The sequence below is a fragment of the Aequorivita echinoideorum genome (genome assembly GCF_018476645.1).
GTDB classification, from domain to species: Bacteria; Bacteroidota; Bacteroidia; order Flavobacteriales; family Flavobacteriaceae; genus Aequorivita; species Aequorivita echinoideorum.
Window position 1 is genome coordinate 80,392 of the sequence record NZ_JAHCTB010000004.1, and the last position, 15,663, is coordinate 96,054.

Below are 15,663 nucleotides of genomic sequence, written 5' to 3' on the forward strand. Positions count from 1 at the left end.
CTTTAAAATCATAAATCAAAATAATGTTCCCAAAAATTGACCCAACGAAAACGGAGGCTTGGCAAGCGTTGCAGCATCATTTTTTAGAATTGAAAGATGTGAAGATGCAACAGCTTTTTGCCGAAGATAAAGAACGTGCCAATCGATTTTCATTGGCTTGGGAAGATTTTTACATTGATTTTTCAAAAAATAGAATTGCTTCAAAAACCCTGGATTTGCTTTTAAACTTGGCAGATGAAGTAAAACTGAAGGAAGCAATTGAAGCGCAATTCAACGGTGAGAAAATAAACGAAACCGAAAATAGGGAGGTTTTGCACACCGCTTTGCGTGATTTCAAAAATGAAAAGCCGGAAGTAACCGAAGCACTTCAAAAGATGAACCTATTTTCTTCGGAAATCATTAATGGAACCCACGTAGGTTATACCGGGAAAGCGATTACAGATGTTGTAAACATTGGTATTGGCGGTAGTGATTTGGGTCCTGATATGGTTACCGAAGCGCTTCAGTTTTATAAAAATCATTTGAATACGCATTATATTTCAAATGTTGACGGCGATCACGTAAAGGAAATTTTAAAAAAAATAAATCCTGAAACAACGCTTTTTATCATTGTTTCCAAAACTTTCACTACGCAAGAAACCCTCACAAATGCACAAACTGTGCGCAAGTGGTTTCTAAATACCGCAACTGAAAAGGATATTGAAAAACATTTTGTTGCGGTTTCTACCAATTTAAAAGCTGTAACGGATTTTGGAATTTCCGAAGAAAATATTTTCCCAATGTGGGATTGGGTTGGCGGTCGATTTTCATTATGGAGTGCCGTGGGGCTTTCTACTTGCTGTGCCATTGGCTATCCTAATTTTGAATTGCTTTTGAAGGGAGCAAATAAAATGGATGTTCATTTTAAAAATTCAGAGTTTAAAACAAATATTCCAGTGGTACTTGCCTTACTTTCAATTTGGTACAACAATTTTTTTAAAGCAGAAAGTGAAGCCGTTATCCCGTATTCTCAGTATCTGACCAAGCTAGTACCGTATTTGCAACAGGCTATTATGGAGAGCAATGGCAAAAGTGTAGACCGCAATGGCAGCAACGTGGAATACCAAACGGGCACCATTGTTTGGGGAAGCACGGGTACCAATGCGCAGCACGCTTTTTTTCAACTGATCCACCAAGGCAAAAAATTGATTCCAGCAGATTTTATTGTATTTGCCGAATCACTGCACGGCAATAGTGATCATCAAAATAAACTTTTGGCAAACTGTTTTGCCCAAACGGAAGCCCTTTTAATGGGAACTTTTGACACTGAAGTCGAAAATAACTTCAAAAAATTTGAAGGTAATAAACCTACCAATACAATTTTAATAAAAAAATTGACACCAGAAAATCTGGGAAGTTTGATTGCGCTTTACGAGCACAAAATTTTCGTGCAGGGCGTAATTTGGAATATTTTCAGTTATGACCAATGGGGCGTGGAACTTGGAAAAAAATTGGCAAAGCAAACACTTTTGGAAATTGAAAGTAGAAATCCATCAAAATCAGAAAATACTTCTACCCGAAATCTCATAAATCAGGTTTTCTATTTCAAGGAATAATTTTTACCCGCTAATAATTATATCTCACATTTCATAAGATAATTTTAGTATCTTCATCGTTCATTCTCCCCATTTTTGAAATCATCATAATATGCTAACAAAAGTTTACGGCAGTGCTGTTTTTGGGGTAGAGGCTACCACCATAACGGTAGAAGTCAATGTAGATAGTGGCATCGGCTACCATTTAGTTGGTTTGCCTGATAATGCCATTCGCGAGAGTAATTACAGAATTGCGGCCGCTCTTCAAAATAATGGGTATAAAATTCCAGGTAAAAAACTGATTCTCAATATGTCTCCCGCGGATCTTCGGAAAGAAGGTTCGGCGTACGATTTGACATTGGCTATGGGGATTTTGGTAGCCACGGAACAGATTGAGGAAAAAAATCCACTCTCGGATTATATAATTATGGGTGAACTTTCGCTTGACGGAAAGCTACAGCCCATTCGTGGGGCGCTGCCTATTGCTATAAAAGCGAAGGACGAAGGTTTTAAAGGATTTATTCTTCCGAAGCAAAACGCCAAGGAAGCCGCAATAGTTGACGGTATTGAAGTTTATGGAATTGAAAACATAAGCGAGGTAATTGATTTTTTCAACGAAGATATTCCGTTACAGCAGGTGCAGGTAGATATGCAGGCCGAATTTTACAACAATCTTGATAACCCGGAATTTGATTTTGCCGATGTAAAAGGTCAGGAATCCATAAAACGATGTATGGAAATTGCCGCTGCCGGCGGACACAATATTATATTGATTGGTCCACCAGGCTCCGGAAAAACCATGCTTGCCAAACGCTTGCCCAGCATACTTCCGCCAATGACGCTTCAGGAAAGTCTGGAGACAACTAAAATTCACAGTGTAGCTGGCAGAACGATAGAAAAGGGAGGGATTATGACCGCAAGACCTTTTCGAAGTCCGCATCATACCATTTCAGACGTGGCACTTGTGGGCGGTGGGCAATATCCGCAACCGGGGGAAATATCCCTTGCACATAACGGTGTTCTTTTCCTTGACGAATTGCCTGAATTCAAACGCGGCGTTCTCGAAGTAATGCGTCAACCGCTGGAAGATCGGGATGTTACTATTTCGCGGGCAAAATTTACAGTGACTTACCCTTCCAGTTTTATGCTTGTTGCAAGTATGAACCCTAGTCCCGGCGGCTATTTTAACGATCCGGATGCGCCGGTGATGAGTTCACCAGCAGAAATGCAACGCTATTTGAGCAAGATTTCTGGGCCACTTTTGGACCGTATTGATATCCACATTGAAGTTACACCTGTTCCCTTCGACAAGCTGAGCGAGGAACGTCGCGGCGAACCAAGCACCGTTATTCGTGAGCGGGTTACCAATGCTCGAAAAATTCAAAGTGAACGTTTTAGGGAGTTTGATAACATACATTATAATGCCCAAATGGGTGTTAAGCAAATTCGCGAATTCTGTAAACTTGACGAGGCATCACTTACATTATTGAAAACGGCAATGGAACGGCTTAACCTCTCCGCACGGGCTTACGATAGAATTTTAAAAGTTGCACGAACCATTGCAGATTTGGAGGCTTCAGAAAGAATTACGGGAAATCACATTTCAGAAGCTATTCAATATAGAAGTCTGGACCGTGATGGATGGTTTGGATAAAGAAATGATTATTTTGGCCAGCTATTTTCAAAACTTTTAAAGGAATAAATAAAGTAAGTGGACTTCTAATTTTCAATACCTTTAAAGAAAATTTTCTATGAAACATCTTTTCATATTTGTAATTGCTATTTTTTGTTTTCAGGGTTGTAAGAATGAAAAAAACCAATTTGAAAAGTCTTCTGAAATTTCAAATGAAATAAAAGCATATCCGGATCCAATCTATACCATTTCCGAAGCAAATAAACTTATTGATTTACCGCTGCATTGTGTAAATACAGCCTATCCATATAAACCCGGAGAAACGCTTGAGAGCGCGGAAGATTTAGTAGAACCCAAAACGGTGCATCCTATTTTCTATGGCTGTTTTGACTGGCATAGCGCCGTTCACGGCTACTGGTCTATAGTTACATTGCTTCAAAAATTTCCAGAAATGGAACGGGCAGGGGAGGCCAGGGCAATTTTGAAAGAAAAAATTACAGCAGAAAATGTGGCAATAGAGCTTGCGTTTTATAAAAAAGATATCAATAAAAGTTTTGAAAGGACGTATGGTTGGGCGTGGCTGTTAAAACTCTCGGAAGCGCTTCACAATTGGGAAGATCCCCAAGCACGAAAAATGGAGCAAAACTTAAAGCCGTTATCAGATTTTATTGTAATGCGCTATAAGGAATTTCTGCCAAAATTAAATTACCCAATAAGAGTTGGGGAGCACGCAAATACGGCATTCGGACTTACGTTTGCATATGATTATGCCGAAACTTTTAACGATGTTGAATTGCAGCAACTCATACATAAACGGGCAAAGGATTATTATATGAACGATAAAAATTGCCCGATGAATTGGGAGCCGAGCGGCTACGATTTTCTTTCGCCGTGTTTGGAGGAAGTGGATATTATGCGGCGCATTCTTTCACCAGAGGCATTTGTAAGTTGGATGGACCAATTTTTACCAGAATTGGCCAATGAAAATTACAAATTACAAGTAGGCGAGGTAAGCGATAGAACTGATGGTAAACTGGTGCATCTGGATGGGCTGAACTTTAGCCGAGCGTGGGTTTTTTACGGCTTGGCAAAACAATATCCCAAATATAAGCATCTACAGAATGTTGCTAATGAACATCTTGCATACTCCTATCCCAATCTTGTGGGCGATACCTATGAAGGTGGCCATTGGCTTGGAAGTTTTGCTATCTATGCATTGGAGACTATAAAAAATACCGAAGAATAATTTTTTTACCGTTTCACGAAAATAAGCTTGTTCTTCAAAAGCAATTCTATCAATATTTAAGTTGAATGGTTATAAATTCAATTGATAGTTATCTTTTTTTCAGAATTAAGACTCCTGTATTTTATGTGAAAATTTCAAAACAATAAATTCTGCTGGTCTCACTACGGCCATACCAATTTCCACGTTCAATATTCTATTCAAAATATCTTCAGCAGTTATAGTTTCGCCCAATCCGACCCTAACATAAAATGCTTGATCCGGTTTTGCCCCAGTAAGTGCTCCAGCCCGCCATTGAAGAGTCAAAAAATTTTCAATCATGGCCCTGATTTTTGCCCAAGTGTTCGCATCATTGGGTTCGAAAACAAATTGCACCGTAGCTTTTTTCACAGATTCCTCAACCATATTGAAAAACCTACGAACGGAAACATATCGCCACTCGTTGTCATTTCCGGCCAATGTGCGCGCACCCCAAACTAGGACGCCCTTACCGGTAAAAGCCCGTATGGCGTTTATGGATTTTCCGCTGCTGTGTACATTTAAGTCCTGTTGGTCTTCGTTGGTAATTATTTCCGTTGGTTCAATGCAAGAGCTTACAGATTCATTTGCCGGTGCTTTCCAAACGCCCCGCAACTTATCCACGCGTGCGTAAATTCCAGCCATTGCGCTACTTGGAGGAAGTACTACATAGTGTTGCTCTATTGCAGATTTAATTTTATCGTAAAGAGTTAAATTGAAATCGGCATTCGTAATGTCCGCCAATTCGGAGAGGTTTTTGCCCTCATACGCGCCGTCTGAAGTAGTATTAGTCTGATCTGTAACCGAATGCGAAATGACAACTTCGGCCTCACTGTAGGAGAAACTATAGGTTGTTCTCAAAAATGGGTGATAGGCTGCTCCATATTTTAAAAGTGAAACTTCATTTCCCAAAGAAGTTGCAGTGCGCAAAGCGTTGCTGGAGTTATCAAATGTATCAATCAATACAAACCTATCTTTTAATTTTTGACATTGGATCAATGCTTTGTTGATGAGCGAATAATAGCTGTCCGCAGTAGATATGGACAACGCATCGGGAAAAATATACAACGTTGGCTCATCATATTTTTCAAGCTTATTCAATCCTGTTACCAATGCGGCTTGAGTCACGCTACCGGTATCATAATTTCCTGCGGAATTGATATAGCAAGGCCCGCCACCATTGTCAAAATACATCCGTATGGCGTAATACATTACATAAGGACTTGTGGTGGGAATGGAAACTGATATTTTTTGATTCAGCAATTGTATGGGCGAACCGATGCTAACACTATCTTCAATGCTTACCGCGATTGCATCTTCATTGGGCGCTTTTCCGAAATAGGTTTCGTACTCCAGCATCGTGCTTATGCGTGTGGAAATATTCAAAAGACTTTTCCCATTTTTTTCGGCATATTCCGTATAGCCAATAAATGCGGGAATTGCTGTTTCCACTTGGGCTACAGACGGTGGGAAGTTTGTTATTTCCTCCACATAGACACCAGGTGTTTTGTACTTTTTTGCCATAATTTTTTAGTTGACATTTATTTCTGAAATTGAAATAATACCATTTTCACAGTCATTAAAACTATATGATGTTATTTCGGTTTTGACAGATGGAAATTTGGTTGGGTATGAGGAATGGATGGACTTACTTGTCATAAACCAAATTTAGATTATTTCAAATAATTGAACAACAGTTGGTTAGCTTTTTTAGGAAATAATATTTTTTTGTTTTCTTGATTGCTTGTGATTTTCCGAATTTTGGGGGTGGCTGTGACATAAGTGTATCGTATTCGTGTTGGAGCTCACCAAACAAAAAAACGTTTGGATAACATGGCGTCAATTAGATTCATTTCAATTAACAATTAACAATGATCAATAAACAATGATCAATAAACAATGATCAATATACAATGATCAATATACGATGATCAGTTATTACTCATAACTCATAACTCATAACTCATAACTCATAACTCATTACTCATTACTCATCACTAATTATTAATCAATCAAAAATTCATCATTCAAAATTCATAATTATAAAAAATGTATCTTAGCAATCGCAGGAAATCCCCAAACTTCTTCAGAGCTATATGTCTTTAGAGACAAAAATTTATCAAAAGGAAAATAATCTCAAACTTGGGAAATTGGTCAAGGAAAGCTTGGGCGATATGTACAGGTCGCGCTTCTTGGCTAGGCAATTGGCTACCCGCGATATCAAAGCGCAATACAGGCAAAGTTATTTGGGGATTATCTGGGCCTTTCTTACGCCCCTAGCCACGGCGGCTGTTTGGATATTCTTGAATAAATCCGGTACCATCCAAATTACCGATACCGGTATCCCATATCCTGTTTACGCTTTTAGCGGTACCCTTTTATGGTCCATAATCACGGAATCCTTAAATGCGCCTACAGCGAGCACCAAGGGAGCTGGGGGAATTATTTCAAAAATAAACTTTCCCAAGGAAGCACTTATTGTTTCGGGAATCTATAAAATGCTTTTCAATAGCAGCGTGAAAATCATACTACTTTTGGCTTTTATATTTTTGTATGGTGTGGGATTCCACTGGAGCCAATTGCTTTTTCCATTTGTAATGCTTGGGGCGGTGCTTTTTGGAACAACCTTGGGGCTGTTTATTACCCCGCTGGCCATGCTGTATAGTGACGTTTCAAAAATAATCTCGATGGGACTTTCGTTTGTAATGTATGCCACGCCGGTAGTGTACGCCATCCCCGAATCTGGAATTATGAAAACCGTAATGGAGCTTAACCCCTTTACCCCATTTATACTTACGGCGCGAGATACCTTAACCGGTTTGGCACCGGAGTATTTGGTCTATATGTTAGTATTATTGGCCACCTGCATCCCTTTGTGTTTTTTGGGACTGGTGTTTTATAGAATTTCAATTCCGGTACTGGTTGAGCGGATGGGTTGAGGTTTGTTCTCGGTTGTCCGTTCTCGGTTGTCTGTTCTCGGTTGTCTGTTCTCGGTTGTCTGTTCTCGGTTGTCAGTTTTCGGTTATCTGTTCTGGGTTATCTGTTCTCGGTTGTCGGTTGTCGGTTTTCGGTTTTATGTTCTCGGTTGTCTGTTTTCGGTTGTCTGTTCTCGGTTTTCTGTTCTCAGTTTTCCTTTCGTCTTACGTCTTACGTCTTAAGTCTTACGTCTTTTGTCTTTCGTCCTTTCGTCCTTTCATCCTTTCGTCTTTCGTCTTTCGTCTTTTGTTCTCTGCAATTTGTTTTTTAGTAAATTTAAGCTTCCTTATATTTGAAAATGAAATCCTATAAAGATTTAGATATCTATAATTTGGCTTTTCAATATGCGCTTGATGTTCATAAGGTTTCATTATTATTGCCGAAATTTGAGCTTTACGAAATGGGAAGTCAGCTAAGACGTTCTTCAAAAAGTGTTAAAGACAATATTGTTGAGGGTTATGGGAGACGAAAGTACAAACAGGATTTCATTAAGTTTTTGATATATGCCCACGCATCATTGTTAGAATGCCTTTCCCAATTGCAAATGATACAAAATTTATATCCCAATATTTCCGTTTCTTCATTAATAGAAAATTACGATGCATTGGGAGGTAAAATTCATTCTTTTATAACGTACGTAGAAAATAACTGGAAATTATAACCCACAACCGAGAACCTACAATCCACAACATATAACCCCGTGCCCAAGGAAAATCAACATAAAACAATACAAAATCCACAATTCAAAGAGGACAATCAAAACCGGACATCCCAGAACGTTCAAAGTAATGCGGACAACCCACAACCTACAACCCAAAACCAAGAACCGATAACCGAGAACCAAGAACCGAGAACCAAGAACCAAGAACTGACAACCCACAACCGACAACCCACAACCGACAACCCACAACCGACAACTGACAACCCACAACCCACAACCGACAACCAAGTTTTAATAAAAGTCGAAAACCTCTCCAAAAAGTTCTGTAAGGACCTTAAGACCAGTCTTTGGTATGGAGTGAAGGATTTGGTTTCCGGGATTGCGGGCAATAAGGCGGAGCGCGAACTGCGGCCCAAGGAATTCTGGGCGGTAAAGGACATCAATTTTGAACTGCGCCGTGGGGAGTGCCTGGGGCTCATTGGCCACAATGGCGCGGGCAAATCCACATTATTGAAAATATTGAACGGACTCATAAACCCGGATGCGGGAAAGGTAACCATACGGGGTAAGGTAGGTGCGCTGATCGAGCTGGGTGCGGGCTTTAACCCTATATTGAGCGGCAGGGAAAATATTTATAACAACGGTGCGGTGCTGGGTTTTACACGCAAGGAGATTGATGCCAAGGTGGACGAAATAATTGCCTTTGCCGAATTGGAAGAATTCATTGATATGCCCGTAAAAAATTACAGCAGCGGGATGCGCGTGCGCCTGGGTTTTGCGGTAGCTGCCCAAATGGAACCGGACGTGCTTATTATCGATGAGGTCTTGGCGGTGGGTGATTTGGGTTTCGTGCTGAAATGTTTTAAACGGATAGATACCATCTTACCGAATACTGCAATCGTATTCGTTAGCCATAATATGCCTATGGTTTCACGTATTTGCAATAAAATTATTTTGATGGATAGGGGAGTTGCAAAATTTCAAGGGGATGAAGTGGGAAAGGCGATTGATCAATATTATACTAGATTTTCAAATAATAATAGTAATGTAGTTTTTGATGATGGGAATTTAGAATTAGTTAAGGCCAAACTTCTTGGAGCTAAAAACCTTAATAATATTCCACACTTACATTGGGGAGATGATTTCCAATTATACCTAAAATTTAAAATAAATAATCTTCAAATAGTTCCATCTTTCCACGTGCTAATTTTTGATAAAGAGCAAAGACCTGTGGCAATTTTTGATTCTAATAAGGAACAATATTTACTTGATAAAAAAGATACATATATTGAATTTAATGTATTGCATCATAATTTTCAACTATCTAAAGGGATGTACAATGTAGGTCTAAATATTTACAAATCAGAACGAAGAGACCCAATAATGAGAATAAATGATTTGCTCAAATTTCAAATTTTGCATGACATTGATGTTTCGCCACCATTCTTTTTAAAATCTAATTTCAAATTTATTTCTAATGTATAAATTTAATTTTTCCAAAATTTTTAATGGACAGAAAACTATTTCAGAGAAAGATTTAGATTTGAAATTTTTGGAATATGATAAAAAACATATTCTCCGGACTGTAAACTTGAATGATATACCATTTAAAGAATATAGAATAGGAGGCAAAATATCATACGCTGAATGGGCGCATGTAATTGGTTTATTTCAAACTTTGATTTATGAAATCCTTGATAGAAAAAGTAACAATTATATATTAGATATTGGCTGCGGTACAGGTTTATTGGCTATGTCTTGTCAAAATTATATAGAAGATAGTGGTTTATATATCGGACTAGATGTTTCAAAATCCAATATAGATTTTTGTAAAAGTCATTTTACAAATTCTAAATTAAGATTTCATCATTTTGACGTTAATAATGCTATGTATGCAAATAATCAAGAATCGAAATATAAACCATGGGCTATCGAAAGCGACAAAATGAATCTAGTTACGGCATTATCAGTTTGGACGCATTTAAATGAAGAGGATGCCATTTTTTACTTTAAAGAAATTTTTAGGGTTTTAAAAAAAGGAGGAAAAGCACTAATAACCTTTTTTTATTTAGACAATTTATATTATGAATCATTAGATTACAGAAAAAATAAAAAGGGTCAATTTCACAACACGTCACAATCTGATTGGATTTTCGATACTAAAGCTTATAATTCAGACAACTGGTTTTATCCTTCGCAACTAAATATCCCTGAAAATGCTATAGGAATAAATAAATTTGGTCTGGAAAAGCTATTAGAGCATAGTGGTTTAAAAATAGTTAAGTATTATCCTGGAAATTGGAAAGAAATTCCAGGTCTTTATTTTCAGGATATATTTGTTTTTGAAAAACCATAATTTTTAAAATGATCTCCCATAAACACAAATGTATTTTTATACATATCCCGAAAACTGCAGGAACAAGTATTACAAATCATTATTTTTATGCTAAAAATCTTGATTGGAGAGTACCAAATTATGATGTATTGTATGGATGGTGCCCAAAAAGAAATATACACCTTCAACATGCTACAAGTAGACAATTATTGGAATTAGATTTAATTACAGAAGAGATATGGAAATCATACTACAAATTTACTTTTGTTCGCAACCCTTATGATAGAGCTTATTCTGATTATTTATGGATGATGACTGATAGAAATGTTAACGGAAGTTTTTTTGAGTATCTAAATAAAAGAGGAGAATTCGAAAGTACTTTAAAGGACAATTCGTCCAAATATTACAGAGGAGATCACTTAATAAATCAAACTGATTTTTTTGATTTCTCGGGTATTATGGCAATGGATTATATAGCCAGATTTGAAAAAATAAATCTAGCTATTAGAAAAATCAATAAAAGATTAAATTTATCCGAACCACTGACAAAACATTTTCAAAAAAACACAAATAGAAGCAAATATTATGCAGATTTTTATAACGAAGAAAGCAGGCTATGGGTCTATAATAAATATAAGACAGATTTGGAATTGCTGAAATATAGATTTGATAAAAAAAAATCTTTTAAAGCCAAATTGGCATCCCTGCTTAAACATTAAATTTCTTGATTTCCATAATCCTTCCCAATTATAACCACAAGCAATTTCTTGAACAGCGCCTAGAAAGCATACTACATCAAACGTATCAAGATTTTGAAATCATTCTTTTGGATGATGCCTCAAATGATGGTAGCGAGAAGATTTTGAGAAAATATGCTGTTCACCCTAAAGTAACACAATTTTTAATCAATAATGTAAATTCTGGAGGTCCTTTTAAACAATGGAAGAAAGGAATTGAGTATGCGAAGGGTAACTATGTTTGGATAGCAGAAAGTGATGATTACTGCGCACCTGATTTTCTGGAAAAATCAATTAAAAGATTAAATGAAGAAGTTGGTCTCACATACTGCCAAAGTATAGATGTTGATGAAAACAATAAAATGATTTCTGAAAGATTACAATATACCAACATTTTCCAACCAAATATTTGGAAAGATGATTTCACAATATCGGGTACTGCCTTTATTGATAACTATCTCTATTTTAGAAATGTTATACCTAACGCCAGTGCAGTTCTATTTAAAAAGGAATTGGTAAGTGATGATATATTTGATAAAAAACTTTTAGAGATGAAAATGGCTGGGGATTGGTTGTTTTGGTCAAGGATTTGCAAAAAAACATGTGTCAGCTTCTCAAGGGAAGTACTTAATTTTTTTCGAAATCATGAAAATGTAAGTAGAAATCACAACTCACTGCCGAAGCAAAGGCAAAGAATTTTAGAGGAACTGCATATAGTTCAAGAAATTGACAATAAGAGAAAGCTCCCCACACGCCAACCGGAATTGATTAACAAATGGTTTTCTATACATAGCAAATGGCACTTATTCAAAAAGTCATTCTACGCACCATCTAGGAACATGATTAAAAATATCCAATTATTTTATGATTTTGTATCTTTCAAATTGAAAAAATAGAACACTTGAACATTGCCATATTTTCTCCTAACAGAAACCCCTATTCGGAAACATTTATCCAAGCCCATAAAAATTGTTTGCAGGGTAAAATTTTTTATTATTACGGCAGAAATCCTATAACCCTTGAAGGAAAATACAATAGAGAACCTCGCTACAAAACATTTTTCCTGAGACTTAAAACTAAAATTGGTCGCAAACCTTCGGGATATTTTGAAAGACAAATGCTTTTGCGAGATTTTAAATTAAATAAAATAGATGTGGCGCTGGTAGAATATGGGACGCACGCACATACTTTATTATCTATTTTAAAGGAAGCGGATATACCTTTTGTAGTACATTTTCACGGCTATGACGCCAGTGAATTTGATGTTCTTGAAAAAGCAAATTATTATAAGAACGTTTTTTCGAATGCGTCAAAAATTATTTCTGTTTCGAAAAAAATGAGTGAAATGTTATTAAACATAGATTGTCCCAAAGAAAAGCTGATATACAATGTGTATGGACCACGGCCTGAATTCTTTGAAATTAAACCACAATTTGAAAACCAACAGTTTATAAGTGTTGGCAGGTTTACAAATAAAAAAGCACCTTATTATTCCATTCTCAGTTTTAAAAAAGTTTTGAAATATTATCCTGGGGCTAAATTGATTATGGCAGGAGATGGCGAATTATTGAATACTTGCAAAAATTTGGTGAAAGTGTTTGGGTTGGAGGACAATATTCATTTTCCGGGTATAATTACTGCCGAGGAATTCAAGCAATATTTGCAAAGTTCAAGAGCGTATGTTCAGCATTCCATTACAGCGGATAATGGTGATATGGAAGGAACACCTCTTGCAATATTGGAAGCCAGTGCGGCTGGAATACCTGTAATATCAACTTACCACGCCGGAATACCTGATGTGATCTTACATGAAATAACAGGGTTGCTTTGTAATGAGCACGATGTAGATGCTATGGCAAAAAATATGATCAGACTGTTAGATGATGAAAAACTTGCAATTGAAATGGGTAAAATGGGAAAGAAGAGAGTAATTGAGAATTTCAGTTTAGAAAGACATATAACGTTATTGGATAAAGTTCTTAATGAATGTAGCTTAAATAAAAATTAAATGATATATTTATGCTAACCATAAGAAAAAGCTAAGGAACGAAAGATCCACATAATCCCATAAAAACAAGTCCAACTTTTACTTTAAAGTTGGACTTGTTTTTTTTAAATTAAGTACTACTTTTGTTTAGATTTCCTTAGTGTTTGTTAAAAATGGCTAATTATTTCTAACAAAAATGCTAAGCAAATAATTAAAACTTTTAAGAAGAAGCATAGTATGGCCATAAAATATAGGGTTACAAAGCGTAAGGATACCATCAATAATGAAACCGATTGCAAATACATCATGCAGGCCATTAGCAAAGGCGAGGTGAATTTGAGACGGTTAAGCTGGGAGATTAGCAATATGAGTACGCATACCGAGGGAGACGTGTACGGTGTCTTAATTATGTTGGTAAAACAAATGCGCGATCATTTGGAACAGGGCGAGACGGTAGTACTCGATGATATGGGCCGGTTCAAGATAGGCTTTCAATGCCAGCCCGAAACTATGCCTGAAAAACTTAGCAAAAAAAGCATCAAGAAATTTTCTGTAAATTACATGCCTTCCAAAGAACTGAAGCACTGGCTGAAAACAGGGCTGGAGGTTGAAAAAGAGAAATAGCAATATCGCATTATTGTGAACGCAAACAACCCTTTAGTTTCAATCATAATCCCCACCTATAACAGGGCGCACCTCATTGGTGAAACGCTAGATAGTATTTTAGCGCAAACCTATACCAATTGGGAGTGTATCATAGTTGATGATGGTAGTACTGACAATACGGATGCGGTGATCGAAAGTTATGTAAGAAGCGATCAAAGATTTCAATATCACCATCGCCCAAAAAACCGAAAGAAGGGAGCGAATGCTTGTAGAAATTATGGGTTTGAATTGAGCAAGGGAGAATACATCAATTGGTTTGATAGTGATGATATTATGCTTTTCGAGCATATAGAGAGTAAAGTTAGCAGGTTTACAGTTGAAACAGATATTGTAATTGGTTATAGTAATTTTGTTGATAAAAATGGCAAGTTTTTAAAATCTGAGATCAGAACAAAATTAACATCATATTTATTGGAAGATTTTATTACCCTGAAAGTAAGCTGGTATTTACCTGATCCTATGTATTCCCAAAAGTTTCTAAAAACACATCAATTACATTTTTGCGAAAACTTACATAAAGGTCAGGATAGGGATTTTCATATTCGTGTATTGTTTAAGTATCCAAAAATAATTTTTATCAATAAGTCATTAACAAATTATCGACAAACTGAGAATTCCATATCAAATGATTTTTCAAGTAGTACAATATATTCTCTTTACCAAGCTGAAAATAATAGAATCGATATGATGGAAAACATGAACCTAAATAAGTTTACCAAATTATTTCTGCTTGTGCAGCAATTAAAAAAGTATCCATTCATATTTAGGGAAAAAGGGGTTTCATTTAAAAACTTTAAACTTTTCACTACATTAGGAAGTATAAATTTCACTACTGTTAGGTGGTTTTTTAAATATACATTGGCCTTTTTGAGCTTCAAGATTTTTAATAGAGGCTATTATTTTTTAAAAGGTAATTAGATGCAAAATTTAGTTTCAATCATAATTCCCACCTATAACAGGGCGCACCTCATAGCTGAAACGCTCGATAGTATTTTGGCGCAAACCTATACCAATTGGGAGTGTATCATAGTTGATGATGGTAGTACTGACAATACGGATGCGGTGGTCGAAAGTTATGTAAGAAAAGATCAAAGATTTCAATACCACCATCGCCCAAAAAACCGAAAGAAAGGGGCGAACGTTTGTAGAAATTATGGGTTTGAATTGAGCAAAGGAGAATATATTAATTGGTTAGATGATGACGATTTAATAGGGGTTGATAAAATAAAAAATCAGATTGCTAAACTTGCAAATAATGAGTTTGCTATATCCACTTGTGCATGGGGAAGATTTACAGTAATAGAAGATTTTGATATCAAAGAATTAAATATTTATAAAAATTATGACAATGGGTATGAACTATTGGAAGACTATGGACAATACGATTGTTTTTTCCCATGCCATAGTTTTTTGATATCTAAAGATATTATATATGAAGTTGGATTATGGGATGAAAGTTTGACCATCAATCAGGATGGTGAGTTTTTTTCGCGAGTAATTTTAGCAGCCAGCAAAATATTATATGCTAACAATACAAATGTAAAATATCGTACACATAAAAATAGTAGGATTAGTAAGCTATCAAATTTGAAAAAGGCAAACGATATTGTTCGAAGTTGGAAGCTTATCTTTCGGGCTATACCCAACCATTATGAATCAAAACTTTCAAAATATAAATCAAATTCTAAAAAGATCATATTTAATCAATTGAGATACAATGGTTATAAATTTATTATTCTAAAAAATTCTATATTTTTTAAAAGAGAGATTTTTAATTATATAATAAAAAAAATTAATTCTAATTTATAGAATTTAGTATCTTATCTTTTAGAT

Annotated in this window: 15 protein-coding genes; 14 read left to right on the forward strand and 1 reads right to left on the reverse strand. The window is 36.1% G+C overall.

Annotated features, from left to right (window positions below):
- Positions 1-23 precede the first annotated feature (23 nt).
- The 3 genes from pgi (at position 24) to KIV10_RS09625 (ending at position 4,453) form a co-directional block, all read left to right on the forward strand.
- Entirely contained in the window at positions 24-1,595 is a 1,572-nt protein-coding gene (gene pgi / locus KIV10_RS09615) for a glucose-6-phosphate isomerase (RefSeq protein WP_214113303.1), read from the forward strand.
- A 91-nt stretch (positions 1,596-1,686) separates the two neighbouring features.
- Positions 1,687-3,228 (forward strand): YifB family Mg chelatase-like AAA ATPase, encoded by a 1,542-nt coding sequence (locus KIV10_RS09620; RefSeq protein WP_214113304.1) that lies wholly within the window; start codon positions 1,687-1,689, stop codon positions 3,226-3,228.
- A gap of 97 nt (positions 3,229-3,325) precedes the next feature.
- Complete coding sequence (locus KIV10_RS09625) at positions 3,326-4,453, forward strand: DUF2891 domain-containing protein (RefSeq protein WP_214113305.1); 1,128 nt, start codon at positions 3,326-3,328, stop codon at positions 4,451-4,453.
- A gap of 105 nt (positions 4,454-4,558) precedes the next feature.
- Here KIV10_RS09625 and KIV10_RS09630 read toward each other — a convergent pair whose 3' ends face one another.
- On the reverse strand, positions 4,559-5,992 hold the full coding sequence (locus tag KIV10_RS09630) for a phage tail sheath family protein (protein WP_214113306.1): 1,434 nt from the start codon (positions 5,990-5,992) through the stop codon (positions 4,559-4,561).
- 10 nt (positions 5,993-6,002) lie between these two features.
- Here KIV10_RS09630 and KIV10_RS09635 point away from each other — a divergent pair, with 10 nt between their 5' ends.
- The 11 genes from KIV10_RS09635 to KIV10_RS09685 all read left to right on the forward strand — a co-directional run bounded on the left by KIV10_RS09635 (position 6,003) and on the right by KIV10_RS09685 (position 15,639).
- Positions 6,003-6,140: a hypothetical protein gene (locus KIV10_RS09635; protein WP_214113307.1), complete on the forward strand. Its 138-nt coding sequence runs from the start codon at positions 6,003-6,005 to the stop codon at positions 6,138-6,140.
- Positions 6,141-6,564: 424 nt separating this feature from the next.
- Complete coding sequence (locus KIV10_RS09640) at positions 6,565-7,407, forward strand: ABC transporter permease (RefSeq protein WP_214113308.1); 843 nt, start codon at positions 6,565-6,567, stop codon at positions 7,405-7,407.
- Positions 7,408-7,742: 335 nt separating this feature from the next.
- The gene (locus KIV10_RS09645) at positions 7,743-8,105 is read left to right on the forward strand and encodes a four helix bundle protein (protein WP_214113309.1); all 363 of its coding nucleotides are present in this window, start codon (positions 7,743-7,745) and stop codon (positions 8,103-8,105) included.
- Between the two features lie 39 nt (positions 8,106-8,144).
- On the forward strand, positions 8,145-9,590 hold the full coding sequence (locus KIV10_RS09650; protein WP_317194719.1) for an ABC transporter ATP-binding protein: 1,446 nt from the start codon (positions 8,145-8,147) through the stop codon (positions 9,588-9,590).
- Entirely contained in the window at positions 9,583-10,461 is an 879-nt protein-coding gene (locus KIV10_RS09655; RefSeq protein WP_214113310.1) for a class I SAM-dependent methyltransferase, read from the forward strand. The genes KIV10_RS09650 and KIV10_RS09655 overlap by 8 nt, the downstream gene beginning before the upstream one ends.
- A gap of 8 nt (positions 10,462-10,469) precedes the next feature.
- Positions 10,470-11,159, forward strand: coding sequence for a sulfotransferase family 2 domain-containing protein (locus tag KIV10_RS09660; RefSeq protein WP_214113311.1), 690 nt, complete (start codon positions 10,470-10,472; stop codon positions 11,157-11,159).
- Positions 11,160-11,164: 5 nt separating this feature from the next.
- The gene (locus KIV10_RS09665; protein WP_214113312.1) at positions 11,165-12,073 is read left to right on the forward strand and encodes a glycosyltransferase family 2 protein; all 909 of its coding nucleotides are present in this window, start codon (positions 11,165-11,167) and stop codon (positions 12,071-12,073) included.
- Positions 12,074-12,078: 5 nt separating this feature from the next.
- On the forward strand, positions 12,079-13,185 hold the full coding sequence (locus KIV10_RS09670; protein ID WP_214113313.1) for a glycosyltransferase: 1,107 nt from the start codon (positions 12,079-12,081) through the stop codon (positions 13,183-13,185).
- A gap of 216 nt (positions 13,186-13,401) precedes the next feature.
- Positions 13,402-13,788, forward strand: a complete 387-nt coding sequence (locus KIV10_RS09675; protein ID WP_214113314.1) for an HU family DNA-binding protein — start codon at positions 13,402-13,404, stop codon at positions 13,786-13,788.
- A gap of 15 nt (positions 13,789-13,803) precedes the next feature.
- Positions 13,804-14,748: a glycosyltransferase family 2 protein gene (locus tag KIV10_RS09680; protein ID WP_214113315.1), complete on the forward strand. Its 945-nt coding sequence runs from the start codon at positions 13,804-13,806 to the stop codon at positions 14,746-14,748.
- Positions 14,749-15,639, forward strand: a complete 891-nt coding sequence (locus KIV10_RS09685; RefSeq protein ID WP_214113316.1) for a glycosyltransferase family 2 protein — start codon at positions 14,749-14,751, stop codon at positions 15,637-15,639.
- Positions 15,640-15,663: the final 24 nt, after the last annotated feature.